Origin of the sequence: Nioella aestuarii (assembly GCF_050896395.1) — a bacterium.
Lineage (GTDB): Bacteria > Pseudomonadota > Alphaproteobacteria > Rhodobacterales > Rhodobacteraceae > Nioella > Nioella aestuarii.
Genome location: NZ_JBPBBA010000012.1, coordinates 1 through 24,545, shown reverse-complemented (window position 1 = coordinate 24,545; position 24,545 = coordinate 1). Strand labels below are relative to the sequence as shown.

Genomic DNA, 24,545 nt, shown 5'->3' with positions numbered 1-24,545 from the left:
ACGAAGTCGTCGAAACACCCAAGATCACAGGCTTGCGGCCAACCGTGCACCCTGGTTGATGGCCCGCTTAGCATCAAGCTCTGCCGCCACATCGGCGCCGCCAATCACATGAACGGACATGCCCGCGGCCTCCAACCGGTCTGCAAGTGTGCGCTCCGAAAGCTGCCCGGCACACAGCACAATGGTATCCGCCTCGATCAGCGTCGGGTTTTCCCGCGCCTCGCCAAAACTTACATGCAAGCCGTCCGCGTCGATGCGTTCGTAGTTCACGCCGCCCACCATCTCGACTGCCTTCATCTTCAACGCTGCACGATGGATCCAGCCGGTGGTCTTCCCCAACCGCTTGCCCAACCGTTCGTTCTTGCGCTGCAAGAGCGTGACCTTGCGTGCCGGCGCTTCGGGACGGGGCCCAACAGGGGCCAGGCCGCCGCGGTCGGTGGCAGGGTCACCCACCCCCCATTCGCGCTTCCACAGCTCCAGATCCTCAGTCGGGCTCTCGCCCTCATGCACCAGGTATTCCGCCACGTCGAAGCCGATGCCGCCTGCGCCGATAATGGCCACCTTTTCGCCAACCGGGGCCTTTCGCGCCAGCACATCTATATAGGACAGCACGTTCGGCCCGTCCTGACCAGGAATGCCCGGATCGCGCGGCACGATGCCGGTGCAGATCACCACCTCGTCAAACCCGTTCAGCTGATCCGGCCCTGCCTCAACTCCCAACCGCAGATCCACGCCCGAAGTGTCCAGCATCGTTTCGAACCAATCCACCAGCCCAAAGAATTCCTCTTTTCCGGGGATCTGCTTGGCCATGTTCAACTGCCCGCCCACCTTGTCGGCCTTTTCGAACAGCGTCACGGAATGCCCGCGCCCGGCGGCGATCACCGCCGTCATCACACCAGCCGCACCCGCACCCACAATCGCCACTTTCTTGGGGGCATCGGTCGGATCATAGCGCAGCTCTGTCTCATGACAGGCGCGCGGGTTCACGAGGCAAGAGGTCAGCTTGCCGCTGAATGTGTGGTCCAGACAGGCTTGGTTACAAGCGATGCAGGGCGCAATTTCATTGGCACGTCCCTCAGCCGCCTTAACCACGAAATGCGCGTCTGCAAGGAAGGGGCGCGCCATCGACACCATGTCGGCGCACCCTTCCGCCAACACCTCTTCACCCACATCGGGCATATTGATCCGGTTCGAGGTGATGACCGGAATTCCAACCTTGCCCATCAGTTTCTTCGTCACCCAGGCGAAAGCCTTGCGCGGAACGCTGGTGGCAATCGTCGGAATTCGCGCCTCGTGCCAGCCGATTCCGGTGTTGATGATGGTCGCACCGGCCGCCTCGATTTTCTGCGCCAGCTGGATCACCTCGTCGAAGGTTGACCCATCGGGCACCAGGTCAATCATCGACAGGCGGTAGATGATAATGAAATCCGCACCCACGGCCTCGCGCACGCGCCGCACGACCTCAATCGGCAGACGAATGCGGTTCTCATACGACCCGCCCCACCGGTCGGTGCGCTTGTTGGTGTGCTTGACGATGAACTGGTTGAGGAAATACCCCTCTGACCCCATCACCTCGACGCCATCATACCCGGCCTCGCGTGCCCGCACAGCGGCGGTGACGATATCGCTTATCTGCTTTTCGATCCCCTCTTCATCCAGCTCCTTTGGCGGGAAGGGGGAGATCGGGGATTTGATAGGAGAGGCGGAGACACAATCGGGCGAATAGGCATACCGGCCAGCATGGAGGATCTGCATGGCGATCTTGCCATCTGCTGCATGAACCGCATCCGTCACCACTCGGTGATTGGCAATGTCCTGTTCGGTGAACAACCCCGCAGCGCCGGGGAAAACCCCACCTTCCTTGTTGGGCGCCATGCCCCCTGTCACGATCAGCGCAGCGCCACCACGGGCCCGTTCCGCATAGAACTCTGCCACCCGCGGCCAGTCCTTTGTTTCCTCCAGCCCGGTATGCATTGATCCCATCAGAACTCGGTTCTTTAGCGTGGTAAAGCCAAGGTCCAGTGGGGCCAGAAGATGAGGGTAAAGCGCATGGGTCATGATAGAGTCCTCCGATGCGCAAAGATGACCCAAGGCGGGAAGACTGTCACCCTCTACGCCGCGTCACTTGGGCAGGTGCGGCATCCGGGTTCGAAAGGGGATGGCACGGGTGCGGGCACAGCAAAATAGTCCGCCGCACCGGGGTGGGTGCGGCGGGAGGGGTTGGATACGGTCGTCATAAGTCTTTTCCTTTGGTTGGGTGCCGCCCGTTCGGAGCGGCGTGTCCGATGAAGTGTTTTTCGTTTCCAATGACCCGAAATTGCCCTCAGCACGCCTTTCACGCAATGGGGTCGATCCCCCAATCCACAGGGGCCGATGGTTCGAACAAGATCACTTTGGGGTAGATCTGGCGGTAGCGCAGGCTGACCGCATCAACGGCGTGTCAATGCCAGCCAGCCTTCAAGTCACACGTCACCGATGCGGACCTGATCCGGGGCAACTTCCGCACGCTGTCGGACACGTGTCTTTCAAGCAGTGCTCAATCGTGACGCCGGGCGTCGCAGGACACTTGAATCAATCCGCCCCGGTTTCCACGCAATGGCGGCGGAAGCTGCGTTTCAGAAGGTCGAGCTCTTCGCGGAGGAATTCCACCTCGGCGCGAATGTCGTCTTCCAGCGGTTCGCCGGTCAGGATGGTGATGCGATCCAGCACTTCGCCATCCTCAGAGCTGCGCAGCTGGATGGTTTGAACCCCGTCGCACAGAACCTCTGCCGGGATGTCGAAGCCGAGCAGGAAATGCCCCGGATGCCCTTCCATCGGGACGATCTCGGGCAGGCCGATGACGCGGTCATGGTGGACAGCCTCCACCACCGGCGCGGAGGAGGAGGAGTTCAGCAGCCCCTCGTAGCGGCCCGCTTTCAGGCGTGTCTTGACCAGGCTCGATTCGGACATTCGCGAGGTTCCTTCACAAATCGGCGCGCGGCGCGCGGGTCAGCGTCAGGTCGGTAAGGTGAACCTGATTCATCGCCGGGTTGTCGAAAATCAGGTCGATCCAGGCTTTTTCGACCCGCTTTTCGTTGATGTTGGAATAGGCCAGGTCGAACTCTGCCAGCCCCACGTCACCGCTCAGATCCAGTTGCCGCACCATCTGTTCGGTATTTGGCCCGTGCTGAACATTCAGGCGGGCATAAATCTCGATCGGATGTTCGCTGACCACGCGGGCGCGCAGGCTGAAATAGTGGTTGCGGCTAATGTTCTTCGTCGCACCATCGGGCAGGGACAGGACCAGCGACAGAAACGAACCGTCGAAGCGATAGACATCCAGCAGCAGCCCAAAGGCACAACACACCGACGGGTCGGTGTTGCGGGTCTGGCGCAGGACAATTTCGGACCGGGCGCAATCATGAAACAGGGTCACATGATCCGTCAGCTTGTGGGGCGACGGCACCTCGACCACGCCCCGGGGCGCGCGGGGGGCGGTCCAGGGATCCGGCCGCCAGGCCCAGTCAAATTGATTTGGTCGCAGAATCTCGGATTGCCCATCGGGGATCAGGCTCGCCTCAGAAGCGGCGACAAACAGATCCAGCTTACGGCGCAGGCGCCGGGCGGTGCGTTGCAGATGTTCCAGCTCTTCCGCGGGCATGGAATCGGTGCGATCCGCCAGGGCGACCCATTTCTCGGCCGACTTTCTCAGCATTCGCTTTTCCAGAAAACCGCTCATGTCAGCTGTCTGCCGCTCCCACTCGTTCCACGCAATGCCAAGGGTATAGCCCCTGGTCGGTTAATCACCCATTATTCTCCGAAACAGTCCAACATTCCAGAGCGTTCCACGCGGCTGAGCGGGGCGGGGATTAACCACCGCCGGGGCAGGCGCGGCCGGCACAGCAAGCGGAGCGGCCGGAACCGCGCCCGTCGCGTTGGCGATCTGAACGGCCTGGGTGAATTCCCGCAAAGTCTGTAATCCCGTATCGGACGGGATCGGGCTGTCATCGCGGCCCAGTACAGTCAGGGTTGCGATCCGGTCGCCCACATCCAGATAAGACCGCCAGTAATCAGCCGAGACGTTCTGGATTTCGCTGGCGCTGCTGTCGCGGGCACGCAGGAAGAACACATCGCCCTGATGGAAGCTGTCCAGCACCTCTACCGTATCTGCCTCACCTGCGCGGCTGAGCAGTTGGCGGCCTTCTTCCGAGTTAAAAAAGGGACCAAGATCGGGGATCGCACCGCGCAGGGTCTGGCTGGCATCCGCTTCGGACAGGGACGCGGTCAGGATCGCTTGAACCGACGGCTGCCCGGCGCTGCGGCGGTCGGAAATCACTGCACAATTGCCCAAGAGCACAAAAGCGGTATCGCCGCTATCGCGGGTCGAGTCCGGATCGACGCAGAAACCATCCGGCCCCGCTATCGTCACCAAATCGGATGTCACTGAAACGGCGCGCACCGGGGGCGTGCCGGACGGCCCAACACCCATCCGCCCGCAGGCCGTGACCAGTACCAATGTCAGGATAAGCGCCCTAGAGGTCCATGTAGACATGCCGTTCCTCTTTTCCGCCGGGATGAGTAACCGCACCATATTTGGCCGACCCCACCAGGCGGGCGTATTTCCACAGCGCACCAGAGGCATAGATCGTTTCGCGCGGGCCTGCCCAAGCCGCTTTGCGCGCGGCCAGCTGTTCGTCCGTCAGGGCAACCGACAACTCACCGGTCACTGCGTTGATGGTGATCATGTCGCCGTCTTCCAACAGCGCAATCGGCCCACCATGCGCCGCTTCCGGCCCCACATGGCCAACGCAAAATCCGCGTGTTGCACCGGAGAACCGCCCGTCGGTGATCAGCGCTACGGCTTTGCCCATGCCCTGGCCCGACAGCGCGGCGGTTGTGGCCAGCATTTCCCGCATTCCCGGCCCGCCAGCGGGGCCTTCGTTGCGAATGACGATCACGTCGCCTTCCTTGTAGGTACGCGCCTTGACCGCTTCGAACGCATCTTCCTCGCATTCAAAGACCCGCGCGGGCCCGGTGAACACCTGTTCCTCGGCGCTCATCCCCGCGACTTTGACGATTGCCCCATCGGGGGCGAGGTTGCCTTGCAGCCCGACCACACCACCGGTTTCCGTCAGCGGCGTCTCAATCGGGTGGATGACCTTGCCGTCAGCCTCACGCTCGATCAGGTCCAGTTCCTCACCGATGCTGCGTCCGCTGGCGGTCATGCAATCCTCGTGCAGCAGACCCGCCTTGCGCAACTCCTTCATCACCACCGGCACGCCGCCAACCTCATAGAGGTCTTTGGCCACATACTCGCCGCCCGGTTTCAGGTTCACGAAATAGGGCGTGTCGTGGAAAATTTCGCACACATCTTGCAGGTTGAAATCAATTCCAGCCTCATGCGCAATCGCGGGCAGGTGCAGCCCCGCATTGGTGCTGCCGCCGGTGCAAGCCACGACCCGCGCCGCGTTCTGCAAAGATTTCAGCGTTACGATATCCCGCGCGCGGATGTTCTTTTCCAGCAAGTTCATCACCGCATCGCCCGATGCCGTACCATAGGCATCACGGCTTTCGTAAGGCGCGGGTGCACCCGAGGAATTCATCAAAGCGAGCCCGATCGCCTCTGACACGCAAGCCATCGTGTTGGCTGTGAACTGCCCGCCGCAGGCCCCGGATGAGGGGCAGGCGATCTTCTCTAGCGCCCGCAACTCCTCGTCCGAATTCGCGCCTGCCTGATGGCGGCCAACAGCCTCGAACACATCCTGAATAGTGACGTCCTTGCCCTTGTAGCGGCCCGGCAGGATCGACCCGCCATAGATGAACACGGACGGCACGTTTAGCCGAACCATTGCCATCATCATTCCCGGCAGGGATTTGTCACAGCCCGCAAGCCCGACAAGCGCGTCATAGCAATGGCCGCGCATCGTCAGTTCCACCGTGTCGGTGATCGCATCCCGGCTGGCGAGTGAGGCACGCATCCCTTCATGCCCCATGGCGATGCCATCGGTCACGGTGATGGTGGTAAACTCACGCGGGGTGCCGCCTGCGTGTTTCACACCCATCTTCACCGCCTGTGCCTGCCGCGACAGCGCGATATTGCACGGCGCGGCTTCGTTCCAGCAGGTGGCCACGCCGACGAAGGGCTGGTTCACCTCTTCCTCGCTTAGCCCCATGGCATAGAGAAACGACCGGTGCGGCGCGCGTGCAGGGCCGATGGTTGTGTGCCGGCTTGGCAGATGAGACTTGTCGTTCGGACCCGTGGCCATGCTTATCTTCCCCTTACCAAAGCGCTTTCCATCAGGAATAGTGCGCGCGACTCTCTCACACAAGCGCGATTGCCGCTGGTTGGCTCTCAGGCTAGTATCCAGCAAAAAATGGCAGGCAGTCCGAGCAATGATCTACAAAGCACACGCAGCCTATGTGGCACCCGCCCGTTTGCGGCCGGGGCTTGGCTGGCTTTTGCTTGGCTTCGTTCTGGCCTGCGCGATCTGCGTTCTTTGGATGATTGCTCTCTTTGGAACCGTGTTCCTGACCGCGGGCGTCGAGGGCGGACAGGCATGGATCGACCGAATGGCTCGGGCCGATACACCGACCTCGACCCTCTTGGTCATCGCTACACTTTGGGGGCTGGCCTTCGGTGTCATGGCCGTGACCCCGCTGATCCACCGCCGCAGCGCCTGGACATTGTTCGGTCCCTGGCGGCGGATGCGGCGGCATTTCACGATTGCCACGCTGGTCTGTCTGGCCGTGCTGGCGGCCTCTGCCGTCTTTCCCTTCGGCTATGATCCCGTTCCCGGGTTGGACCTGCCCCTCTGGCTGAACTTCCTTCCCCTCTCGCTTTTGGTCATTCTCGGTCAGACCGGCGCCGAGGAGCTGTTTTTTCGCGGATACCTGCAACAACAGCTGGCCGCCCGGTTCAACACGCCGCTGGTCTGGATGGGACTGCCCTCGATCCTCTTCGGTCTCGCGCATCTGGACCTGTCCAACGGCCCAATCCTGGCTTGGCTGGTTGTGGCGGCGACTGGCCTCTTTGGTCTTTGCGCTGCCGACCTGACGGCACGCACCGGCAATATCGGCGCGGCCTGGGGATTTCACTTTGCCAACAACGTTGCCGCGATACTGATCGTATCACTCAGCGGCACGCTGTCGGGCCTTGCGCTTTACGTCACGCCTTTCGGCCCTGCCGACACAGAGACGCTTGTGCCCTTGCTGCTGCGCGACATGGCCACCACGGTCGTCATCTGGGCCGCCATCCGCTTTGCGCTTGCAAAGACGGGCCTTTAGGCCACGCTGCAATTGCATTTCCCGTCCGCGCGTCATATCTGGTCGCAGACGGTCGCAGAAACGGACAGCTCATGAACTGGATCACCAATTACGTCCGCCCCCGGATCAACTCGCTCTTTTCCCGCCGCGAGGTGCCCGAGAACCTTTGGACCAAGTGCGCCGAATGCGGGACGATGCTGTTCCACCGGGAGCTGTCTGATAACCTGAACGTCTGCACCGGCTGCGATCACCATATGCCGATCACCCCGCGCGCCCGGTTCGAAGCGCTGTTTGACGGCGGCGTGTTCTCAGAGGTGCAAATACCCGTCCCGGTCCCCGACCCGCTGCATTTCCGCGATCAGAAGAAATACCCCGACCGCATGAAGGCTGCCCAGAAGGGCACCGGAGAGTTCGAGGCGATGCTGGTCGCAGAAGGCGAAGTGGGCCGCACCCGCATCGTCGCCGCCGGGCAGGACTTCACCTTCATGGGCGGGTCAATGGGCATGTATGTGGGCAACGCGATCATCGCCGCCGCCGAACGCGCTGTGGAACGGCAACTGCCGCTGGTCCTCTTTTCCGCCGCAGGTGGCGCCCGCATGCAGGAAGGCATCCTAAGCCTTATCCAGATGCCGCGTACCACCGTCGCCGTGCAGATGCTTAAAGAGGCCGGCCTGCCTTACATCGTCGTGCTGACCCATCCGACCACCGGTGGGGTCACGGCCTCCTATGCCATGCTCGGTGATGTTCAGATCGCTGAGCCCAATGCGCTTATCTGCTTCGCCGGTCCCCGCGTCATTGAACAGACCATCCGCGAAACGCTGCCCGAAGGCTTCCAGCGGTCCGAATACCTGCTGGATCACGGTATGCTGGACCGCGTGACTCATCGCAAGAACATGAAGGATGAGCTTGTGACCATCCTGCGCATGTTGACCGGCCAGCCCCCGGCCGTGAAGGGCGACCTTCCCGCACCGGAACCCGAAGCGCAGGCCGAAAGCGACGCACAGGTGCCCGCAGCACCGACTCAAGAGGCTGCCGACAAGAATGGCTGAGGCCCGTTCCGACATCCTCCTTGACCGGATGATGTCGCTGCACCCGAAAATCATCGACCTGACGCTGGACCGAATGCACCGGCTTCTGGCCGCGCTCGGCCATCCCGAGGCGAAGTTGCCCCCTGTCATCCATGTCGCAGGCACCAATGGCAAAGGGTCCACCCTCGCCATGCTGCGCGCAGGGATCGAGGCCGCCGGTCAAGCCGCCCATGTCTATACCTCGCCGCATCTTGCGCGGTTTCACGAGCGTATCCGGCTGGCGGGGGATCTGATCGACGAAGACCTTCTCAGCGACATTCTCGACGAATGCCTCGCCGCCAACGGCCCCGATTCTATCACCTATTTCGAAATCACGACCGCCGCCGCGCTGCTGGCCTTCACCCGGGTGCACGCTGACTGGACCTTGCTGGAAACCGGTCTTGGCGGGCGGCTCGATGCCACGAACGTGGTGGACCAACCCCGACTGACGATCATTACGCCGGTCGATCTTGACCATCAGCAATACCTTGGTGAGACGATTGCCGAGATCGCAGGTGAAAAGGCCGGGATCATAAAACGCGGCGTACCCTGCGTCGTCGGCCCGCAGCCGGATGAGGCGCTGGAAGTGATCGAAGCCCGCGCCGCTCGCCATGGCGCACCGCTGTTGGTCCATGGCCAGCACTGGCATGTGTGGGAAGAACGTGGGCGGCTGGTGTTCCAGGACGAAACCGGGCTTCTCGATTTGCCTCTGCCCAATCTTGTCGGGGCCCATCAGGTGATGAACGCTGGCGCGGTCCTCGCAACCCTTCGCCACCTTGGCTTCGATGAAGCCATTTGCGAAGCCGCCGTGACCCGGGCCGAATGGCCCGCCCGGATGCAGCGCCTGAAGACCGGCCCACTTGTGGATATGGCAAATGCCGCCGGGTCCGAGCTCTGGCTCGATGGCGGCCACAACCCCGCCGCCGCGCTGGCCATCGTCGAATCGCTTTCACGCCTGCCGGCGAAACCCACGCATCTCATTTGCGGAATGCTGAACACCAAGGATGTCGGCGGCTTCATGCGCCCGCTGGCCGGGGTGGCGGGCGGCCTTCATGCGGTATCCATCCCCGGTCAGGCCGCGACGCTCTCTGCCGAAGACACCGTCGCCAAGGCCCGCGCCGCCGGGCTGCGCGCGGCAACCGCCGAAGACGTGCAATCCGCCCTCTCGGCGATCCTTGCAGAGTCTCCCGGCACCCGCGTGCTCATCTGCGGCTCCCTCTACCTCGCGGGCGTGATCCTTCAGACGAACGGCTGACTACCCCTTCTTCTTGGCTCCAATACTCCCGCCGGAAGCATCCCGCCCCCTCAAGTGGATCAGACAGCTGTTACAGCAAACCGCCTTCACCGATATCCCGTGGCAACGCGGCTCTTTGAGGCCTCCGGCGCAAGCCGGGGGTTGAGAAGGGCCGCTCACGGGTCGACGACGCAGTCGGCGAAACCAGCTTTTGTCTGAGCAGGGGGTGTTCAGGGGGAGTACGCATGGCGCACGCGCGGCACCCCATGCTTTCCCCCCATTGACCGCGCGCGCCATCCTGCGCAATGTGACCCCGATGGTTCCCTGCGGCCCAGAGCCAAAGGGATGAAAAGGGAATGCGGTGCGGGGTCTCCCCAATGCCGCAACTGCCCCCGCAACTGTAAGCGGAAAGCGCCCCCATCCGCGCCACTGGTTCAAGGACGAGCCGGGAAGGCCGGGGACCGCAATGACCCGCGAGTCAGGAGACCTGCCATCATCGTAGAAACCTGAAGGCGGGGTGTCCTTCGTGGGGGTTTTCGGCCCTCCCGACCCGTCTGATCCCCAGCGCGGAGGGCGCGATGATCATGACCGAAAACGGCTATACCTATAGCTGCACCACCTGCCCGAAAACTGGCCAGCCCTGCGCCGTCGGACTAACGCTCGCGCGGCAGTTTTCTGCAGCACTGAGCGCCGGGGATCGGGCTTTGTCAGACGACTTCGAGATGTCCGGCCATGGCAGGTTGCATGGCGATTGCGGGCAAGGCTGCGGTGTTGTGTATAGTCTCTGTAAAAGGGGGTTTCGTGTCTTTTGCGGGGTTCCCGAGGATACGGACCCAGACGATCTCAACCAGTTTGCTACGGCGTTCTTCACCGATGGTCCCATAGGCAACGGCCCGTTTCCCAGGGCCATGATTGTCGGGCATCGCGTCGATCGCCCGGCACAGCGCCCATCCCAGATCTGAGCCTCAGGCCAGCGCACCACCCCGCTCGGGCCCTAACAGCGCGGCCACGACAAGGATCACCCCCGATACCGTGGCGATCATTCCCGCCGCGCTGACAGAATCCTGCGCACCCAGCCAAAGCGGGCCATAACCTGCCAACACATAGCCAAGCACGGCTGACAATGTGGCGAAAACCACGCTCCACCCCACCTGCGCACCCAAGCGATTGGTCATCAGCCGGGCAGCGGCAGGTGGGCAAATGAACATAGCGATCACGATGATCGACCCAACCGCATCAAACGCTGCCACCGCCGCCAGCGCCGAAACCCCGACAAGCGCCATCCCGATCACGTTCGTGGGCATCCCCATGACACGCGCAAAGCCTTCATCGAACGTGGAAATCTTCAATGGCCGCCAGAAAAGCCAAACAAAGAAGACCACAGCGATCAGCGTCAGAGAAATGCGGATCAGCTCTGGCGGCAACCCGGCCAGAGCCACGGGATCAAGCAGCGATTCCCAGCCATAGGCATCCAGCCAGATCAGGCTTTCCAGATTTCCCATCAACGCGTGTTCCACATCCAGATGCACGCTGGACGTATCGGACCGCTCCAACAACAACACACCCCCGGCAAACATGGTTGTAAAGACCACGCCCATGGCCGCGCCGGGCTCGATCCCACCGAGGCGCCGTATGGACTCGATCAGCAGCACGGCCAGAAGTGCCGCAGCAGCGGCTCCGATCATCATGGGCCAGGTCGCAACGGTACCGGTGATCAGAAAGGCCACCACGATTCCCGGCAGCACCACATGGGATATCGCATCCCCAATCAGCGCCTGCCGTCTGAGAACAAGGAAGTTGCCGGGCAGCGCACAGGCAATTGCGGCAAAGGTACCGATCAGGATCGGTGTCAGGCTGAGGGGGACGAACTCTGATCCGCTCATGCCGGAACCTCCTGCGGGGCGGCCAGATGCGTGTCTATTTCGGCCAGTTGGTCTTGTGTCACGACGGTATCAATCGGGCGAATCCCATCATAGAGCGCGGCTGCCGCCTCTTGATCGGGCATGGCGCGCAGGATCTCCCACCGTTTTTCATCGAGAAGCGCCTTTGAGGCCCGCGCACGTCCCGCATCCGTTGCCACCCCATCAGCCCGCGACAGGCCCGCACGGTGCAGCAGCCGGATCGTATATCGTTCATAAATTGGTTGCCCCTGAGCCAATGCCAACAGCCCCTGCCGCACATGCACGCGGCGCTGAAACGCGACATGGCGCAGTATCGCGGCCAGCACACCCCGGTTGGGGGCAAGGAACAATGACAACGCGAAGACGGCAAATCCGGTCAGCACGATGATCGGGCCGGTAGGCAAGGCCGGGGCCGAGGCCGATATCGCAGCGCCGACAAAGCCCGAAACTCCACCTATGATCCCGGACAATAGCCAGACCCGTTCCGTTCGATCTGTCCAGAACCTCGCGGTCACCGGCGGGATGATCAATAGGGCTACGATCAGGATCAGACCAACAACTTTCAGCCCAACGACCGTCACCGCCATGACCAGCCCCATCGTGGCCAGATCGACCTGCCGGATGTTCAACCCGCGCGCGGCGGCGTAGTCCTGATCGAAAGCCACCATGATCATGGGCCGCCGCAAGATCAGCGTCAGGATCAGTGTCAGCGCGCCACCGGCAGCAATCAGCATGGCATCAGACCGCAGCATTCCGGCGGTAGATCCAAGCAACAGCCCGTCCAGCCCCGCCTGACGACCGGATTCCATCGTCTGGATCACCGTCAGCAGGACCACTCCCAACCCAAAGAACACCGATAGAACCGCCCCGATGGCACTGTCTTCAGCAAGCCTCGTGCGGCGTGTAAGCCACTGAACCGCCAGCAATCCCAAGGCGGCGGTCACGGCTGATCCTGCCAACAGCCCCGCAAGGTTCCGACCATCCCCACCGAGTGCTACCATCACGATGAAGGCCAGCCCAACACCGGGCAGGGTTGCGTGACTTATGGCGTCGGAGACAAGCGACCGGCGACGCAGGAACAGGAAGGTGCCCGTCACCCCAGCAGCGAAACCCAGAAGAGTTGCGCCAATGGCAACAAGCGTGGCGTTGTAGCCAAGCTGAAGCGTCAGAGCCTGCCACAGCATGTTCTACCCCGCGACCGGAATGCCCGCGACCTGGGCCGTAGCCAAGCGACCGCCATAGGCGGATTGCAGATTGGTCTGGGTAAAGGCGTCCTCGACCGAACCTTCGGCAATCTTGTTGGTGTTCAAGATCAAAACTCGGTCGAAATAGCCCGTCACTGTGGACAGGTCGTGATGAACGGAAACGACCGTCTTGGCCTCTGCTTTCAGCGTTTTGAGGACTGCGATGATCGCCTTCTCCGTCGCCGCATCCACGCCCGCAAACGGCTCGTCCAAAAGATACAGGTCTGCCCCCTGCGCCAAAGCACGGGCTAGGAACACGCGCTGTTGCTGTCCGCCCGAAAGCTGACCGATCTGCCGATCTGCGAATTCTGCCATCCCAACGCGGGTCAGGCAGTGCAGCGCGCGATCACGATGGCGCGGCCGAACCAGGCGCAGCAACCCCAGTTCACGCGAAAGGCCCATCAGAACAACATCCAGGACAGTTGTCGGAAAGTCCCAGTCGACACTGGCGCGTTGCGGAACATAAGCGATGCGGTGGCGTTGGCTGTTCAAGGGTTGACCAAAGATCGTGACCACACCCGACAAAGGCCGCAGAATGCCCAAAGTGGCCTTTAATAGGGTCGATTTCCCCGCCCCGTTCGGTCCAATGATCGCGGTCATGGACCCTTCGGGAAAGGTCGCGTCGACCGAAAACACCACCGGCTTTTGCCCGTAGGAGACTGTCATCCCGCGAATGGCCATTGGCGCCATGGCCGGGGCGTCGGTCGGTGCCGTGGAACCGTTGCTGCTGGCGAGTGCGATCTTGGTCATCACATCCCCGCTGAAAGCTGCCCGGTCATCCCGCGTTCCGGGGCCGTGCCCCCGAGAGACCGGGCGATCGTGGTGACGTTGTGGTCGATCATGCCCAGATAGGTGCCTTCGTAGCTGCCGAACTCACCCATGGCATCCGAGAACAGCTCTCCGCCGATAAGAACCTCGTGGCCGCGGGCAGCGGCCCCTTCGATCAGGGCCCGAATGTTGCGATCAGAGACCGAGCTTTCGACGAACACCGCCTGCACATTCCGATCAACCAGCAGGTCAACAAGTTCAGCGATCCTGGCAAGACCCGCTTCGCTTTCGGTCGAAATACCCTGGATACCCAGAACCTCGAACCCGTAGCCCGCACCGAAGTAGTTGAAGGCATCATGAGCGGTCAGCAACACGCGCTGATCTTGCGGAACAGTGGCAAGAACCTCGGTCGAGTAGGTCGAAAGAGTCTCTAACTCGGCAAAAAACGTCTCTGCATTGGCGGAATAGATCTCTGCGTTCTCAGGGTCTGCTTCGATCAGTGTGGACAATACATTCTGGGCCACGTGCTGCCAAAGATCGGGAACCATCCACACATGAGGGTCGAACCGGTTGTCGTAGTCTTCGTGGGCCAGCAGCAGGGTGCGCGGCAAATCTTCGGCCACGGCTACCACGGTCCGGCGGCGGGACAGATCCTCAAAAAACTCCTCCATCTGGGCTTCCAGATAGAGCCCGTGCCACAGCACCAGATCGGCGCGGGTCATCGCAACGATGTCACTACGGGTCTGGCGATAGGCGTGCGGGTCCACCCCGGGGCCCATCAGGGCGCGCACGTCAACATGGTCTCCGCCGATCTGTCGGGCTGTATCTGCGATCATGCCGGTCGTGGCAACCACGGTGAGTTGCGCCACTGCCATCGTGGCGGAGGTCAGGAAAACTGCGAGGGTCGCGGTTACGCGGGTCAGCATTGCTGCACCTTTTTATGAAGTTCAGAATAATAATGAGAATGATTTGCAAGAAGTCAATGCAGTTGCGAGTCATTTGCATCTTTGCCGGCCGATTTCGGCTGGACAGCCCTGAATTGCGTGGCAAGCCTAGGCCAACGAGCCGAATAAGGGGCGGGAATGACCAACACACGCATCGAATCGGTAGAAAAGGCGATGTCCATCCTGTCCGCCTTTTCCAGTCAGCGGCGCAGGATGAGCCTGGCGGAACTGGCCGAGGAAACCGGGCTTCACAAAAGCACGGTCCTGCGGCAGGCCAATTCGATGCAGCTCTATGGCTTCCTGACCCGCGATGCGGACGGGCGATATGGCATTGGCGCGTCTGTGTGGCGTTTGGGACTGCTATTTCGGCAGGACTATCAGAATGGCGACACGATCAGGCCCGTCTTGCGCGACCTGGTGGAAAAGACAGGAGAAACCGCCTCTTTCTATGTGCGGGCGGGCGAGGAACGGGTGTGCCTTTATCGCGAGAACTCGCCCAACCTGATCCGTTATCATCTTGAGGAAGGTATGCGGCTACCAATGGATCGGGGATCAGTTGCGATGGTATTGCGGCGCTGTGCTGGTGAGCCGGTTCCGAACAATATTGTCTTCACGGCAGAGGGATCGGTCAACCTGGCGTGCGGTCGGAACCCCAATATCTCTTCCGTTGCGAGCCCGGTTTTGTCACCTGAAGGTCAGCTTCTTGGTGCGCTTGCCGTGTCCGGGCTAAGCACTCGGTTTGATGAGGACCGACGGGAAATTGCCCTAAGGATGGTTGAGGGTCATGCGAGGGTGCTCCGTGAACAGGCTACACCGCTGGATGGGCAGTGATCAGGCTCTAACAAAGGGGTTTTAACCCTATTCCGCAGCCCAATCCGCGCTTTGCATCTCGCGCAGCCTGGACGCGGTGCGCTCAAACTCGAAACTGCCAGATCCTTCGAGATAGAGCCTTTCCGGCTCTTCCTCGGCCGAAATGATCACCCGTGTCCGCGCTTCATAGAGTGCATCAATCAAAGTCACGAACCGCTTGGCTTCATTGAACTTGGAGCTGTCCAGACGCGGCACGTTTTCCAGAACCAACAGCTTCACAGCGCCAGCAAGTGCAAGGTAATCTGCAGGGCCAAGCGGCTGCCCGCAAAGATCCCAGAAATCACACCGTGCCATGCCAGCCCAGTACCGGGGCAAATGCACTTCGCGGCCTTTGACCTCCAGCACCAGCTCCTCGCTTTTCCCGCCGGTCAGATCGCGCCAGATCTCGTCAATTGCCCGGCGCGACTCTGCGTTGGCCGGGACAAAAAAGGTCTGCTCCCCCTCCAGTCGATGCTGGCGGTAATCCGTGAGGCTGGCAATCTCATGCACCTCAAGCTTGTCGTTCAGAATGGCGATGAAGGGGAGGAAAAGCTGGCGGTTGAGACCATGTTTGTACAGATCCTCCGGTGGACGGTTCGACGTAGTGACAACAACGACCCCAGCATCGAACAACATCTGGAACAAACGCCCGACGATCATCGCGTCGGCGATGTCCGTGATCTGCATTTCGTCGAAGCACAGCAGGTCTACGTCACGGATTACCGCATCTGCCACCGGTTTCAGGGCGTCTTCAGCCCCGGATTTACGGGCTTCGTGCAGGCCGGACTGAATCTCTTGCATGAAGGCGTGAAAATGCACCCGGCGTTTCCGGGGAATCCCGGCATAAGCATGAAACAGGTCCATCAACATCGACTTACCCCGCCCAACCCCGCCCCAGAGATACAATCCGCGCGTCCCCTCTGGCACGGCAGGCTTGAAGAACCGGCCAAGGATGCCAGAGGGTTTGGCAGGCCGGTCTTCCAGCTTCTCACGCAGCTCCTCCAGCAGTAGAAGAACTTCTCGCTGTGCGGGGTCAGGGCGCAACAGGCCCTCGGCTACGCGCGTATCGTAAATGGCTTGCAGATGCTGAGACATATCCGGTTGGTAGCGCGAAGCTGCGCCGGTGATCCACACAAAAACTGACGTAACGGATCATGAAATCTGATTTGACAGGGCAGCATTGCTGACTGACTGTCCGACAGCGCGAACATGGACCCCTGTCATGCCCCAGAAATCACCCGTCTTCACGCCTGTCCTGATCGGCAGTTGCGTGATTATCCTTCTGTCATTTGCCATTCGGGGCAGCTTCGGAGTGTTTCAGATTCCGATAGCCGAGGAGTTCGGCTGGCCGCGCGCTGATTTCAGCCTGGCCATCGCGATTCAGAACCTGGCTTGGGGCATTGGGCAGCCGATCTTTGGCGCCATTGCGGAAAGGTTTGGGGATCGAAAGGCACTGATCCTGGGCGCATTGATGTACGCGCTTGGGCTGGTTCTGTCTGCTGGCGCAACGCTGCCCATTCAGCACCAGCTGCTGGAAATCCTTGTCGGGTTCGGGGTGGCGGGCACCGGACTGGGCGTCGTTCTGGCCATCGTGGGGCGCGCCGCGTCAGATGAAAACAGGTCGATTTCCCTTGGAATAGTCTCTGCTGCGGGGTCGGGAGGGCAGATCCTGGGGGCCCCATTTGCCGAATACATGATGGGCTTCACCAGCTGGCAATCGGTCTTCGTTATTTTCGCCGTGGTGATCATGCTGTCGCTTCTGGTTCTGCCCCTGCTGAAATCCCCTCCGATGGCCAGCAAGGCCGAGATCGAGGAAAGCATGGGTCAGATCCTGACAAAGGCGTTCCGTGATCCTTCGTTCACGCTGATCTTCGTCGGCTTCTTTTCCTGCGGGTATCAACTTGGCTTCGTGACCGCGCATTTCCCCGCGTTGGTGACCGAGATGTGCGGGCCAATCGTGCCAGGCTCGATGCTGCATAATATCGGGATCACTTCGACATCTACCCTTGGGGCAATCGCGATTTCCCTGATTGGGATCGCGAATGTCGGCGGAACCATCCTGGCCGGTTGGCTTGGCAATCGGTTCCCCAAGAAATACCTGCTGGCGCTGATCTATCTTGGCCGTACCATCGCTGCGGCGATGTTCATCCTGCTGCCGATCACGCCCTTAACCGTTGTCGTATTCTCAGTCGCCATGGGGTCACTGTGGTTGGCGACAGTGCCGCTGACCAGTGGTCTTATCGCCTATCTCTACGGGCTGCGGTACATGGGAACGCTTTATGGCATCGTCTTCTTCAGCCACCAGTTGGGTGGCTTCCTTGGCGTACTTCTGGGCGGCTGGATGTATGACATCTACGGCGATTACAGCGCGGTGTGGTGGATCGGCGTTGGCGTCGGAGCGTTGTCGGCAATTGTCCACCTGCCGATCAACGAAAAGCCACTGAACGACCGTGCTGCCGCGGCTTAGGCGGGGCCGATGGCCTCGGCCACTTGCGCAGCATGGGTATAGGTCAGGCGGTGATCAGCATCCGTCAGGGTGATCTGCCGCGCAGAGGGGTTCAGTGTCTCCAGGCGCTTGCGACATGTGATCGGGATCACCGTATCCTGTGCGCCCCAAACTGCCAGAACCGGGATATCCGAGGCAGAAATCTCGGTATGCAGTGAAGATTGATCATCCGACAGGATACCGCGCTGCGCGGACAGGATGGCGCGCAGGGTGCCCTCGACGGCCAGCTCATCCAACGCCCGATTGGTGATCGCATCGGCCACCGGGTCGACACCGTCACCCTCGCCATAGCCGCCGCGCAGGCTTTGCGCGCCCAAAACCTCCATCATCCAATCACCGATGATGGGACTTTTGGCCACGATTTCCGAAAACCGGCCGAGGTGGAGCCCAAGCCCAGCCGGGGCCAGCAGGATCAGGCGAGAGACACGATCCGGGTAAGCCTGCGCAAACGCGCCTGAAATCGCGCCTCCCATGGAATATCCCATCAGGGTGAATGGGTTGCTGACTCGCTCCTGATCCAGCAGATCCTTTAGCTGCCGCAGGAAGAAACCCGCATCTTGCCGGCCGGGCGGGCGGTCGGAATAGCCGCGCCCGTAAAGGTCATAGGTCAGCACACGATAGCCCTGATCGGTCAGGTGCGGCAGCAAAGGCCCCCACACGAAGGACGGCGTGGACAGGCCATGCACGCAGACCAGAACCGGGCCATCCTGAGGCCCATGCCATTCCGCGTGGGTGTGTCCCTGAGACAGGGAAACCAGCCGCCCGGGCATGTTGCTGCGCAGATCCTCGATCCGACGCCGGTTCAGCCTCGCGCCCAGATAGCTTCCACCAAGGGCCAGCGCCGCTGCGCCTGCGATCAGCGGGATTGCCATGCGTCGAGGATGTAACGACTGGTCATCAGATCAAGATGCGCGCCGCCACCATTCTTGAAGAGCGTGATCTCACCGTCGCTGCGACGGGTCATTTTGCCAGCCTCCAGATCGTAGAAATCCGAGAGAATATCTTCCTCCGTGATCAGCCCCCGGTCAATCGGGTCCTGTATCTCGCCAATATGCCCAATGGTCGTATCGCGGCTGTCCACATGGATCGAACTGCGCAGGATCGCTGCATCGTTCACTTCGCGCATATCCGGGCGATAGGCACCGATGATGTCGATATGCTGGCCGGGCTGGAACCAGTCGCCGTTCAGGACAGGCTCGGTCACCATTGTGGCGGACGTGACGATATCGGCCGCCCGCACAGCAGTTTCCAGATCAGGGGCGACCTCGGTTCCCGGAAACGCGGCTGCGAAGGCCTCGGCCTTTGCGATGGTCCGGTTCCAAATCAGGAAACGGGCATCGGGGAAGAGCGCGCCATAGGCTTCGCGCAGGGAATGACCCACTGCACCGGCGCCTACGATCAGGATCGTCTCACTATCCTTGCGGGCAAGCTGCGCAGCGCCAAGCAAGCTGCCGCCTGCCGTTTTCCATTTAGTGACCAGTTCGAAATCCACCAGGGCGAGCAGGGAGCCATCGAGGTCGGAATAGACATTCACGGCCCCAAGGATCAGCGGCTTGCCGTTGCCGGGATTGCCCGGAAAGATATTGGCAGTCTTTACCGCCGACCCCACTCCGTCGATCCAAGCGGCGCGGGACAGAAGCGTATCTTCCCCGCGATAGAGCAGCGTATCCCCGATCTCGGCCTTGGGCAGCAGGTGCCCGGCGCGCAGGGCATCCATCAGGCCATGCCATGTTAGATGGGCCTCTGCCTCAGGTCCGATGATGTCAATGCTCATGGGTGGGTCTCCTCTTCGGTCAGCAGGCCATGAGCGACGAGCGTCCTTGCCCATCCTTCCGGCCCTTCGAACAGATGAGTGTGCCAGCCGCGTGCATGGGCGGCGTCGATATTCTCTGTACGGTCGTCGGTAAACAGAAGCGACGCACCGGAAAGACCGGAATCAGTCTCTAACACGGCGTAAAATGCAGGGTCCGGTTTGATCAGCCCATGGTGGGCCGAGATATAGGACCGGTCGAACTTGGTCAGGGACTGATACTCCGCACAGGCGGCATCGAATGTTTCCCGACCGAAGTTGGACAGAGCAAAGACGGGGATGCCCTTGGCGCGCAGCTTGCGAAGCAGATGCACACTATGGGGGATGGCGGGGCTGGCCATGTCCAGCCATCGGTCATGCCAGAGCCGTATTTCGTCTCTGTACAAGGGATTTTCATCCGCCAACGCATAGACAGACTGCCGGAATGGATCGCCCTTGTCGACACCGAGATTCATGCCCTCCAGATCGACGGCGGCGAAAAGCTCTCGCCGCCGATCCTCACCGAAAAGCCTGTCATAGAGCCGTTCCGGTGCCCATTCGATCAGGACGTTTCCGATATCGAAAACAACCGCCTCAACACTCATGCACTGACGCCGTAAAGCGCTTCGGCGTGGAAGCTGATGTGATCTTCGATGAAAGTCGAGACGAAGAAATAGGAATGGTCATAGCCCGGCTGCATACGGATCGTTCCGGGCTGGCGGCGGGCGGTCATAGCTTCGGCCAACGCTTCGGTCTTCAGAAGATCGCCGAACTGATCCGCGGTGCCCGTGTCGATCAGGATCGGGCCGGGGAAGCCCTTGGCGCGCATCAGCATGGTGGCGTCATGCGCTTCCCACAGGGCGGTGTTGTCACCCAGATAGGCCCCAAGCTGTTTGCGGCCCCAATCGCTTTCCATCGGGTTACAGATGGGGGAAAAAGCCGAAACGCTGGCGAAACGGTCGGGAAAGCTCATGGCGATGGTCAACGCGCCATGGCCGCCCATGGAGTGGCCGGTGATTCCCTGTCGGTCGATATCCAGCGCAAACCGATCGAAGACGAGTGCGGGCAATTCCTCGGTCACGTAGTCCCACATCTGGAAATGTTCTGCCCACGGATCTTGCGTTGCGTTCACATAGAACCCTGCGCCCTGGCCCAGATCATAGGCGTCATCGTTCGGAACTCCCTCACCGCGCGGGCTGGTGTCGGGGAAGATCAGAGCGATGCCCTGCTCGGCGGCCCAAAGCTGTGCCCCGGCTTTTACCATCGCATTTTCATGGGTGCATGTCAGACCGGACAGATACCACAGAACCGGAACCGGGCCGTCCTCTGCCTCTGCTGGCAGGAACAGACCAAAGGTCATATCCGTGCCCGTAGCGCTGGAGGCGTGGCGATAAACGCCCTGGGTGCCACCAAAGCACCTGTTTTCCGAAATCGTTTCCATGGGTCAGTCTCCGCAATTGCTTTTGCCAAGGCGTAACGCGGGCAGGGCCATGCGGCAAGCGCTAGAGCAGGGGGGTGACCCATGCGATGACGAGCGAAACCGTTACGATGGAAATGGCCGTCGAGAAGAGGATCGCCGCCGACACCCGCTGCGGGGCAACACCGTAATGTTGCGCAAGGATATAGACGTTTCCAGCAACCGGCAGAGCCGAAGCTGAAATCATGACCGCCGCGTCAAACGCTGCCACCGGAAACAGCCAAAGCGCCGCGATGGCAACGGCACCGGGGTGCAACACCAGTTTGCAGAAGCTAAGCCAAGCAGCGACCGACATGCGTTCCGCCGATTTACCGGCCAGGGAAGCCCCGATGGCGAAAAGCGCGCCGGGGGTCGCGGCAGCCCCGAGGATGCCCAGAAACTCGTTCACAACATCTGGAATGGGCAGGTTAGCAGCTGACCAAATCAGCCCGAGCGCGATGGACACGATCATTGGATTGCGCACTAACCCTTTGCCAACTGTTCCCAGAACGGCAAATGACATGCGCCCGTCGCGCGACCCGGTGATCAGGATAGTGATCAGGCTGGAAAACACGATGAGATCAATGGCCAGAACCATCAGCACCGGGCCGGCAGCAGCCTCGCCCAGAAGGACAACCAGCATTGGCACGCCCAGAAAGCCGGTATTCCCGATGACCGAACATTGCGCCTCGACCGCGGCTTCTTGCAAGCCAACGCCCCGAAAGAATGCCACCGCTGTAGCCAGCAGATAGACCACGCCACAGCCCCACAGATACGCGGCCACGAACCACCAGTCGAAGATTTCTGACAAGGACAGGTTGGCAGCAAAGCGGAACAGCATCGCTGAAAGCGCGAAATAGAACACGAACTTGGTCAGATAGGCCGTCGCCTCGGCCGTGAAAAAGCCGGTTCGCCCGGATTGAAAGCCGAGTGCGATCAGCGCAAAGAATGGCAGTGTCTTGAGAAAAATCTCGATCATATACGCATCGCTAGGGGAACATTCTGAGCCTGTCCAGCACCCGCATTGCTTGATGAACTAAACTGATCCGTTTATTCTGTGTTTGTCAGCAGGAGGCAGCATGAACATCAACGCACCGCTAAAGAAGGGTCGTAAATTCGATCAAGTCATCGACGGGGCGAGAGAGGTGTTTCTGCGCGAAGGATTCGAGGGCGCCAGCGTCGACCAGATCGCGCGCGATGCGGGCGTGTCAAAGGCAACGCTTTACAGCTATTTTCCTGACAAACAGGCTCTATTCTTGGCCGTTCTGACATCCCAATGCCAGATGCAGTCGGAACAGGCGATGGGGATCGAGATACTGCAACGCCCGGTGCCCGAGGCGCTCTATTCCATTGCGCTGTCTTTCCTGAACTTCCTCATGTCAGACTTTTCGATCCAGGTGTTCCGGGTCTGCGTCGCCGAATCGACCCGCTTCCCCGAGCTGGGGCGCGCCTTCTATGACAGCGGCCCCAAGCAGGTTCTGGACCAGATTGCCGCCTATCTAGGGAGCGAAAAGGTAGCGCAGGAGCTGGAAATCGACGATCCGCACATGGCCGCTGACCAGTTTCTTCAACTGTGTCGGGCCGACATGCTGTTGCGCAAAATTCTCAATGTTGAAACCGATAGCTCACCCGAGCAGATGGATCGCATTGCGCGGGAAAGCGTCGCGACCTTCCTTGCACGCTATCGACGCGGCTAATCAGTCCACACGGCGCACAAACAGCTGGTTGTTTTCGGCCCTGCGGGTTTCCAGCGTTTTAACATCCGCCACGATATCCGACAGTTTCTTCTTGCCATAGCTTCGCGTGTCGAAATCGGGGTTGGCTGCCTGAATCTGTTGGCCGAGCGTGCCGAGGTTGAACCAGTCGCTGTCCTGATCGATTGAATCCATTGCGCGATAAATCAGGTCGCGGACCTCGGTCAGCTTGGCGACCGGTTTGGTTTTTCCATCTGCTGGCTTGGCGGTTTCCCCCTCGATATTCTCGATGAAGATGAATCTTTTGCAGGCTTGCCGAAACGCGTCGGGGGTCTTCTTTTGACCGATGCCGTAAACCTCCAGCCCCTGTTCGCGGATACGGCTGGCAAGCCGTGTAAAATCGCTGTCGGAACTGACCAGCACGAACCCGTCGAACCGCGCTGTGTGCAGCAGGTCCATCGCATCGATTACCAGGGCAATGTCGCTGGCGTTCTTGCCTACGGTATTGGCCGGCTGATGGAACGGCACCAGCCCGTGTTCCGCCTGCACCCGGTTCCAGCCTGCCATTTGCTGAGACGAGAAATCACCATAGATGCGGCGCACGCTGGCCTCTCCGAACCGGGCAATTTCGTCAAATATCGCCTTGGCGTGTTTGGGCGAGGTATTGTCCGCATCGACCAGAACGGCGAGCAAGGGGGTTCTTGTTTGGGTCACGGAGCGGTCCTTTATGTCCGGGCCGCGATGGCCCAATACGTTCAGGATGACGCCCCAGGCGAGCGATGTCGAGGGCAGGACCCGCAATCTGCAAGCTGACTCTTGATCACTTGGACTGAGATGGCGGGTCGCACGGGACACCGCCCGCGATCTGATGGGCGATCTGATCGGTTTCATCCGGGGTGAAATTGCCTGATATCATAATCCGTCCGCCGGTAATCGGCTCCCGGATCACGGGTGATACCAAGATCCGGCTGCAAACGATCAGGTCCATTTCCTGACCCAAGTGGGTGGTGGTGATCTGCCCGAACAAGGTGGCAGCCTGATCATCGAGAATCAGTTCCACCTGTGGCACACCGGTGATTTCATTCGGACCTGACAGGACCGCGAGAATGCTTTCCGGAGCAATGGCATATTCCACACCGGATAAGCGCAGCTCAATCGCCGCACCACCAGGCTGGGGAATGATCGGCGGCGGCGGCAGGCTACCTTCCGTGCCTTCAGCCAGACCGCCGAGGGCCGTGACAATCCCGGATAGAAATCCCAGACCTTCGGGTTCCATCACAGATCCTCCTTGTCTGAACAGGAATGGCGCTTTGCCTACTTGCCCGGTGTCGGAGGCGCGTAGGTTCCGGCAACCTGCTGGTCCCAGATCTCGTTCAACCGGTCGGCCACGGTTTCGCGGGCATCATTGTCGGAATCCGTGTTGAACACGATAAGGAAAGGCGCGACGAGGCCCGCTTCGATCGGACAGATGATCAGGGCATCCACCACCTCACCGCGCAGATCATAGCCGCCAATGGTCCATTCGCTGCGCCCGGTGAACCCGTCCCCGCCATAGGTGGCGCGATAGGCGTCAATCGTGGCTTCAGCCAGGCGCATGCACTCGGCGCGTTCATCGACGGACCCCAGATCGGTGACCGTCCAGCCTTCGGCCTGGGCCATTGTTCCTGCAAGAATGGCCAGCCCGGAAATAAGAGCTTTCGTCCTCATCTGAAATCTCCCTTCGAGAAAACCGCCGGACCCCAGAGTCGGAATCCGGCCACGTCATGGTACCACGTCAATACACGACGACGGATCTGATGGATTCGCCTTTGTGCATGAGGTCGAAGCCTGTGTTGATGTCATCGAGGCTGA

25 protein-coding genes and 1 riboswitch are annotated in these 24,545 nt (G+C 60.7%); of the genes, 7 read left to right on the top strand and 18 right to left on the bottom strand.

Annotated elements, in window-relative coordinates; translation table 11 throughout:
* Positions 1-24 precede the first annotated feature (24 nt).
* The 5 genes from ACROHD_RS09175 to ilvD form a co-directional block, all read right to left on the bottom strand.
* Positions 25-2,058 carry a 2,4-dienoyl-CoA reductase FMN-binding domain-containing protein gene (locus ACROHD_RS09175; protein ID WP_432677373.1) on the bottom strand — a complete coding sequence of 678 codons (2,034 nt, stop codon included), beginning with the start codon at positions 2,056-2,058 and terminating at the stop codon, positions 25-27.
* 513 nt (positions 2,059-2,571) lie between these two features.
* Complete coding sequence (locus ACROHD_RS09170) at positions 2,572-2,949, bottom strand: hypothetical protein (protein ID WP_432677372.1); 378 nt, start codon at positions 2,947-2,949, stop codon at positions 2,572-2,574.
* Positions 2,950-2,962: 13 nt separating this feature from the next.
* Positions 2,963-3,718 carry a DUF6478 family protein gene (locus ACROHD_RS09165; protein WP_432677371.1) on the bottom strand — a complete coding sequence of 252 codons (756 nt, stop codon included), beginning with the start codon at positions 3,716-3,718 and terminating at the stop codon, positions 2,963-2,965.
* A 60-nt stretch (positions 3,719-3,778) separates the two neighbouring features.
* Positions 3,779-4,531, bottom strand: coding sequence for a hypothetical protein (locus ACROHD_RS09160; RefSeq protein ID WP_432677370.1), 753 nt, complete (start codon positions 4,529-4,531; stop codon positions 3,779-3,781).
* Positions 4,512-6,245 (bottom strand): dihydroxy-acid dehydratase, encoded by a 1,734-nt coding sequence (ilvD, locus tag ACROHD_RS09155; RefSeq protein ID WP_432677369.1) that lies wholly within the window; start codon positions 6,243-6,245, stop codon positions 4,512-4,514. The genes ACROHD_RS09160 and ilvD overlap by 20 nt, the downstream gene beginning before the upstream one ends.
* A gap of 127 nt (positions 6,246-6,372) precedes the next feature.
* On the opposite strand from ilvD, the gene ACROHD_RS09150 reads away from it, so the two are divergent.
* The 4 genes from ACROHD_RS09150 to ACROHD_RS09135 all read left to right on the top strand — a co-directional run bounded on the left by ACROHD_RS09150 (position 6,373) and on the right by ACROHD_RS09135 (position 10,505).
* Positions 6,373-7,263, top strand: a complete 891-nt coding sequence (locus tag ACROHD_RS09150; protein ID WP_432677368.1) for a CPBP family intramembrane glutamic endopeptidase — start codon at positions 6,373-6,375, stop codon at positions 7,261-7,263.
* A gap of 71 nt (positions 7,264-7,334) precedes the next feature.
* On the top strand, positions 7,335-8,291 hold the full coding sequence (gene accD / locus ACROHD_RS09145) for an acetyl-CoA carboxylase, carboxyltransferase subunit beta (protein ID WP_432677367.1): 957 nt from the start codon (positions 7,335-7,337) through the stop codon (positions 8,289-8,291).
* Complete coding sequence (locus ACROHD_RS09140; protein ID WP_432677366.1) at positions 8,284-9,564, top strand: bifunctional folylpolyglutamate synthase/dihydrofolate synthase; 1,281 nt, start codon at positions 8,284-8,286, stop codon at positions 9,562-9,564. Before accD ends, ACROHD_RS09140 begins: the two co-directional genes overlap by 8 nt.
* 279 nt (positions 9,565-9,843) lie before the next feature.
* A riboswitch (cobalamin riboswitch) is annotated at positions 9,844-10,052 on the top strand.
* 69 nt (positions 10,053-10,121) lie between these two features.
* Positions 10,122-10,505, top strand: coding sequence for a hypothetical protein (locus ACROHD_RS09135; RefSeq protein ID WP_432677365.1), 384 nt, complete (start codon positions 10,122-10,124; stop codon positions 10,503-10,505).
* Positions 10,506-10,508: 3 nt separating this feature from the next.
* Here ACROHD_RS09135 and ACROHD_RS09130 read toward each other — a convergent pair whose 3' ends face one another.
* Genes ACROHD_RS09130 through ACROHD_RS09115 form a run of 4 tightly spaced genes read right to left on the bottom strand, consistent with a single transcriptional unit; the run spans position 10,509 to position 14,382 of the window.
* Positions 10,509-11,426, bottom strand: a complete 918-nt coding sequence (locus tag ACROHD_RS09130) for a metal ABC transporter permease (RefSeq protein WP_432677363.1) — start codon at positions 11,424-11,426, stop codon at positions 10,509-10,511.
* Positions 11,423-12,628, bottom strand: coding sequence for a metal ABC transporter permease (locus tag ACROHD_RS09125; protein ID WP_432677361.1), 1,206 nt, complete (start codon positions 12,626-12,628; stop codon positions 11,423-11,425). Before ACROHD_RS09125 ends, ACROHD_RS09130 begins: the two co-directional genes overlap by 4 nt.
* Positions 12,629-12,631: 3 nt before the next feature.
* Positions 12,632-13,438 (bottom strand): metal ABC transporter ATP-binding protein, encoded by an 807-nt coding sequence (locus ACROHD_RS09120; RefSeq protein ID WP_432677359.1) that lies wholly within the window; start codon positions 13,436-13,438, stop codon positions 12,632-12,634.
* A complete protein-coding gene (locus ACROHD_RS09115) occupies positions 13,438-14,382 on the bottom strand; it encodes a metal ABC transporter solute-binding protein, Zn/Mn family (protein WP_432677357.1) in 945 nt (314 codons plus the stop codon). The genes ACROHD_RS09120 and ACROHD_RS09115 overlap by 1 nt, the downstream gene beginning before the upstream one ends.
* A 156-nt stretch (positions 14,383-14,538) precedes the next feature.
* Between ACROHD_RS09115 and ACROHD_RS09110 the strand changes: the two genes are divergently transcribed.
* On the top strand, positions 14,539-15,231 hold the full coding sequence (locus ACROHD_RS09110; RefSeq protein ID WP_432677356.1) for an IclR family transcriptional regulator: 693 nt from the start codon (positions 14,539-14,541) through the stop codon (positions 15,229-15,231).
* Between the two features lie 27 nt (positions 15,232-15,258).
* On the opposite strand, the gene zapE is transcribed toward ACROHD_RS09110, so the two are convergent.
* On the bottom strand, positions 15,259-16,344 hold the full coding sequence (zapE, locus tag ACROHD_RS09105; RefSeq protein WP_432677354.1) for a cell division protein ZapE: 1,086 nt from the start codon (positions 16,342-16,344) through the stop codon (positions 15,259-15,261).
* A gap of 127 nt (positions 16,345-16,471) precedes the next feature.
* Here zapE and ACROHD_RS09100 point away from each other — a divergent pair, with 127 nt between their 5' ends.
* Positions 16,472-17,716: an MFS transporter gene (locus ACROHD_RS09100; RefSeq protein ID WP_432677353.1), complete on the top strand. Its 1,245-nt coding sequence runs from the start codon at positions 16,472-16,474 to the stop codon at positions 17,714-17,716.
* Here the strand turns inward: ACROHD_RS09100 and ACROHD_RS09095 are convergent.
* The 5 genes from ACROHD_RS09095 to ACROHD_RS09075 all read right to left on the bottom strand — a co-directional run bounded on the left by ACROHD_RS09095 (position 17,713) and on the right by ACROHD_RS09075 (position 21,979).
* The gene (locus ACROHD_RS09095) at positions 17,713-18,627 is read right to left on the bottom strand and encodes an alpha/beta fold hydrolase (RefSeq protein ID WP_432677351.1); all 915 of its coding nucleotides are present in this window, start codon (positions 18,625-18,627) and stop codon (positions 17,713-17,715) included. The two genes, ACROHD_RS09100 and ACROHD_RS09095, sit on opposite strands and share 4 nt — an antisense overlap.
* Positions 18,612-19,529, bottom strand: a complete 918-nt coding sequence (locus ACROHD_RS09090) for an ornithine cyclodeaminase family protein (protein WP_432677350.1) — start codon at positions 19,527-19,529, stop codon at positions 18,612-18,614. Before ACROHD_RS09090 ends, ACROHD_RS09095 begins: the two co-directional genes overlap by 16 nt.
* Positions 19,526-20,149, bottom strand: coding sequence for an HAD family hydrolase (locus ACROHD_RS09085; protein WP_432677349.1), 624 nt, complete (start codon positions 20,147-20,149; stop codon positions 19,526-19,528). The genes ACROHD_RS09090 and ACROHD_RS09085 overlap by 4 nt, the downstream gene beginning before the upstream one ends.
* On the bottom strand, positions 20,146-20,985 hold the full coding sequence (fghA, locus tag ACROHD_RS09080) for an S-formylglutathione hydrolase (protein ID WP_432677348.1): 840 nt from the start codon (positions 20,983-20,985) through the stop codon (positions 20,146-20,148). The genes ACROHD_RS09085 and fghA overlap by 4 nt, the downstream gene beginning before the upstream one ends.
* Positions 20,986-21,046: 61 nt before the next feature.
* Positions 21,047-21,979 carry an AEC family transporter gene (locus tag ACROHD_RS09075; protein ID WP_432677346.1) on the bottom strand — a complete coding sequence of 311 codons (933 nt, stop codon included), beginning with the start codon at positions 21,977-21,979 and terminating at the stop codon, positions 21,047-21,049.
* A gap of 100 nt (positions 21,980-22,079) precedes the next feature.
* On the opposite strand from ACROHD_RS09075, the gene ACROHD_RS09070 reads away from it, so the two are divergent.
* On the top strand, positions 22,080-22,697 hold the full coding sequence (locus ACROHD_RS09070) for a TetR/AcrR family transcriptional regulator (protein ID WP_432677344.1): 618 nt from the start codon (positions 22,080-22,082) through the stop codon (positions 22,695-22,697).
* Here ACROHD_RS09070 and ACROHD_RS09065 read toward each other — a convergent pair whose 3' ends face one another.
* The 3 genes from ACROHD_RS09065 to ACROHD_RS09055 all read right to left on the bottom strand — a co-directional run bounded on the left by ACROHD_RS09065 (position 22,698) and on the right by ACROHD_RS09055 (position 24,401).
* Positions 22,698-23,408, bottom strand: a complete 711-nt coding sequence (locus tag ACROHD_RS09065; RefSeq protein ID WP_432677343.1) for an NYN domain-containing protein — start codon at positions 23,406-23,408, stop codon at positions 22,698-22,700.
* A gap of 106 nt (positions 23,409-23,514) precedes the next feature.
* On the bottom strand, positions 23,515-23,970 hold the full coding sequence (locus tag ACROHD_RS09060; protein ID WP_432677341.1) for a SecDF P1 head subdomain-containing protein: 456 nt from the start codon (positions 23,968-23,970) through the stop codon (positions 23,515-23,517).
* A gap of 38 nt (positions 23,971-24,008) precedes the next feature.
* On the bottom strand, positions 24,009-24,401 hold the full coding sequence (locus ACROHD_RS09055) for a hypothetical protein (protein ID WP_432677340.1): 393 nt from the start codon (positions 24,399-24,401) through the stop codon (positions 24,009-24,011).
* Positions 24,402-24,545: the final 144 nt, after the last annotated feature.

Bases quoted from the DNA above. Each gene is read 5' to 3' on its own strand.
- ACROHD_RS09170 (WP_432677372.1), bottom strand. From the start codon at position 2,949: ATGTCCGAATCGAGCCTGGTCAAGACACGCCTGAAAGCGGGCCGCTAC.
- ACROHD_RS09095 (WP_432677351.1), bottom strand. From the start codon at position 18,627: ATGGCAATCCCGCTGATCGCAGGCGCAGCGGCGCTGGCCCTTGGTGGA.
- ilvD (WP_432677369.1), bottom strand. From the start codon at position 6,245: ATGGCCACGGGTCCGAACGACAAGTCTCATCTGCCAAGCCGGCACACA.
- ACROHD_RS09110 (WP_432677356.1), top strand. From the start codon at position 14,539: ATGACCAACACACGCATCGAATCGGTAGAAAAGGCGATGTCCATCCTG.
- zapE (WP_432677354.1), bottom strand. From the start codon at position 16,344: ATGTCTCAGCATCTGCAAGCCATTTACGATACGCGCGTAGCCGAGGGC.
- ACROHD_RS09075 (WP_432677346.1), bottom strand. From the start codon at position 21,979: ATGATCGAGATTTTTCTCAAGACACTGCCATTCTTTGCGCTGATCGCA.
- ACROHD_RS09070 (WP_432677344.1), top strand. From the start codon at position 22,080: ATGAACATCAACGCACCGCTAAAGAAGGGTCGTAAATTCGATCAAGTC.
- ACROHD_RS09125 (WP_432677361.1), bottom strand. From the start codon at position 12,628: ATGCTGTGGCAGGCTCTGACGCTTCAGCTTGGCTACAACGCCACGCTT.
- fghA (WP_432677348.1), bottom strand. From the start codon at position 20,985: ATGGAAACGATTTCGGAAAACAGGTGCTTTGGTGGCACCCAGGGCGTT.
- ACROHD_RS09165 (WP_432677371.1), bottom strand. From the start codon at position 3,718: ATGAGCGGTTTTCTGGAAAAGCGAATGCTGAGAAAGTCGGCCGAGAAA.
- accD (WP_432677367.1), top strand. From the start codon at position 7,335: ATGAACTGGATCACCAATTACGTCCGCCCCCGGATCAACTCGCTCTTT.
- ACROHD_RS09060 (WP_432677341.1), bottom strand. From the start codon at position 23,970: ATGGAACCCGAAGGTCTGGGATTTCTATCCGGGATTGTCACGGCCCTC.
- ACROHD_RS09175 (WP_432677373.1), bottom strand. From the start codon at position 2,058: ATGACCCATGCGCTTTACCCTCATCTTCTGGCCCCACTGGACCTTGGC.
- ACROHD_RS09115 (WP_432677357.1), bottom strand. From the start codon at position 14,382: ATGCTGACCCGCGTAACCGCGACCCTCGCAGTTTTCCTGACCTCCGCC.
- ACROHD_RS09085 (WP_432677349.1), bottom strand. From the start codon at position 20,149: ATGAGTGTTGAGGCGGTTGTTTTCGATATCGGAAACGTCCTGATCGAA.
- ACROHD_RS09135 (WP_432677365.1), top strand. From the start codon at position 10,122: ATGATCATGACCGAAAACGGCTATACCTATAGCTGCACCACCTGCCCG.
- ACROHD_RS09150 (WP_432677368.1), top strand. From the start codon at position 6,373: ATGATCTACAAAGCACACGCAGCCTATGTGGCACCCGCCCGTTTGCGG.
- ACROHD_RS09130 (WP_432677363.1), bottom strand. From the start codon at position 11,426: ATGAGCGGATCAGAGTTCGTCCCCCTCAGCCTGACACCGATCCTGATC.
- ACROHD_RS09120 (WP_432677359.1), bottom strand. From the start codon at position 13,438: ATGACCAAGATCGCACTCGCCAGCAGCAACGGTTCCACGGCACCGACC.
- ACROHD_RS09140 (WP_432677366.1), top strand. From the start codon at position 8,284: ATGGCTGAGGCCCGTTCCGACATCCTCCTTGACCGGATGATGTCGCTG.
- ACROHD_RS09055 (WP_432677340.1), bottom strand. From the start codon at position 24,401: ATGAGGACGAAAGCTCTTATTTCCGGGCTGGCCATTCTTGCAGGAACA.
- ACROHD_RS09100 (WP_432677353.1), top strand. From the start codon at position 16,472: ATGCCCCAGAAATCACCCGTCTTCACGCCTGTCCTGATCGGCAGTTGC.
- ACROHD_RS09090 (WP_432677350.1), bottom strand. From the start codon at position 19,529: ATGAGCATTGACATCATCGGACCTGAGGCAGAGGCCCATCTAACATGG.
- ACROHD_RS09160 (WP_432677370.1), bottom strand. From the start codon at position 4,531: ATGTCTACATGGACCTCTAGGGCGCTTATCCTGACATTGGTACTGGTC.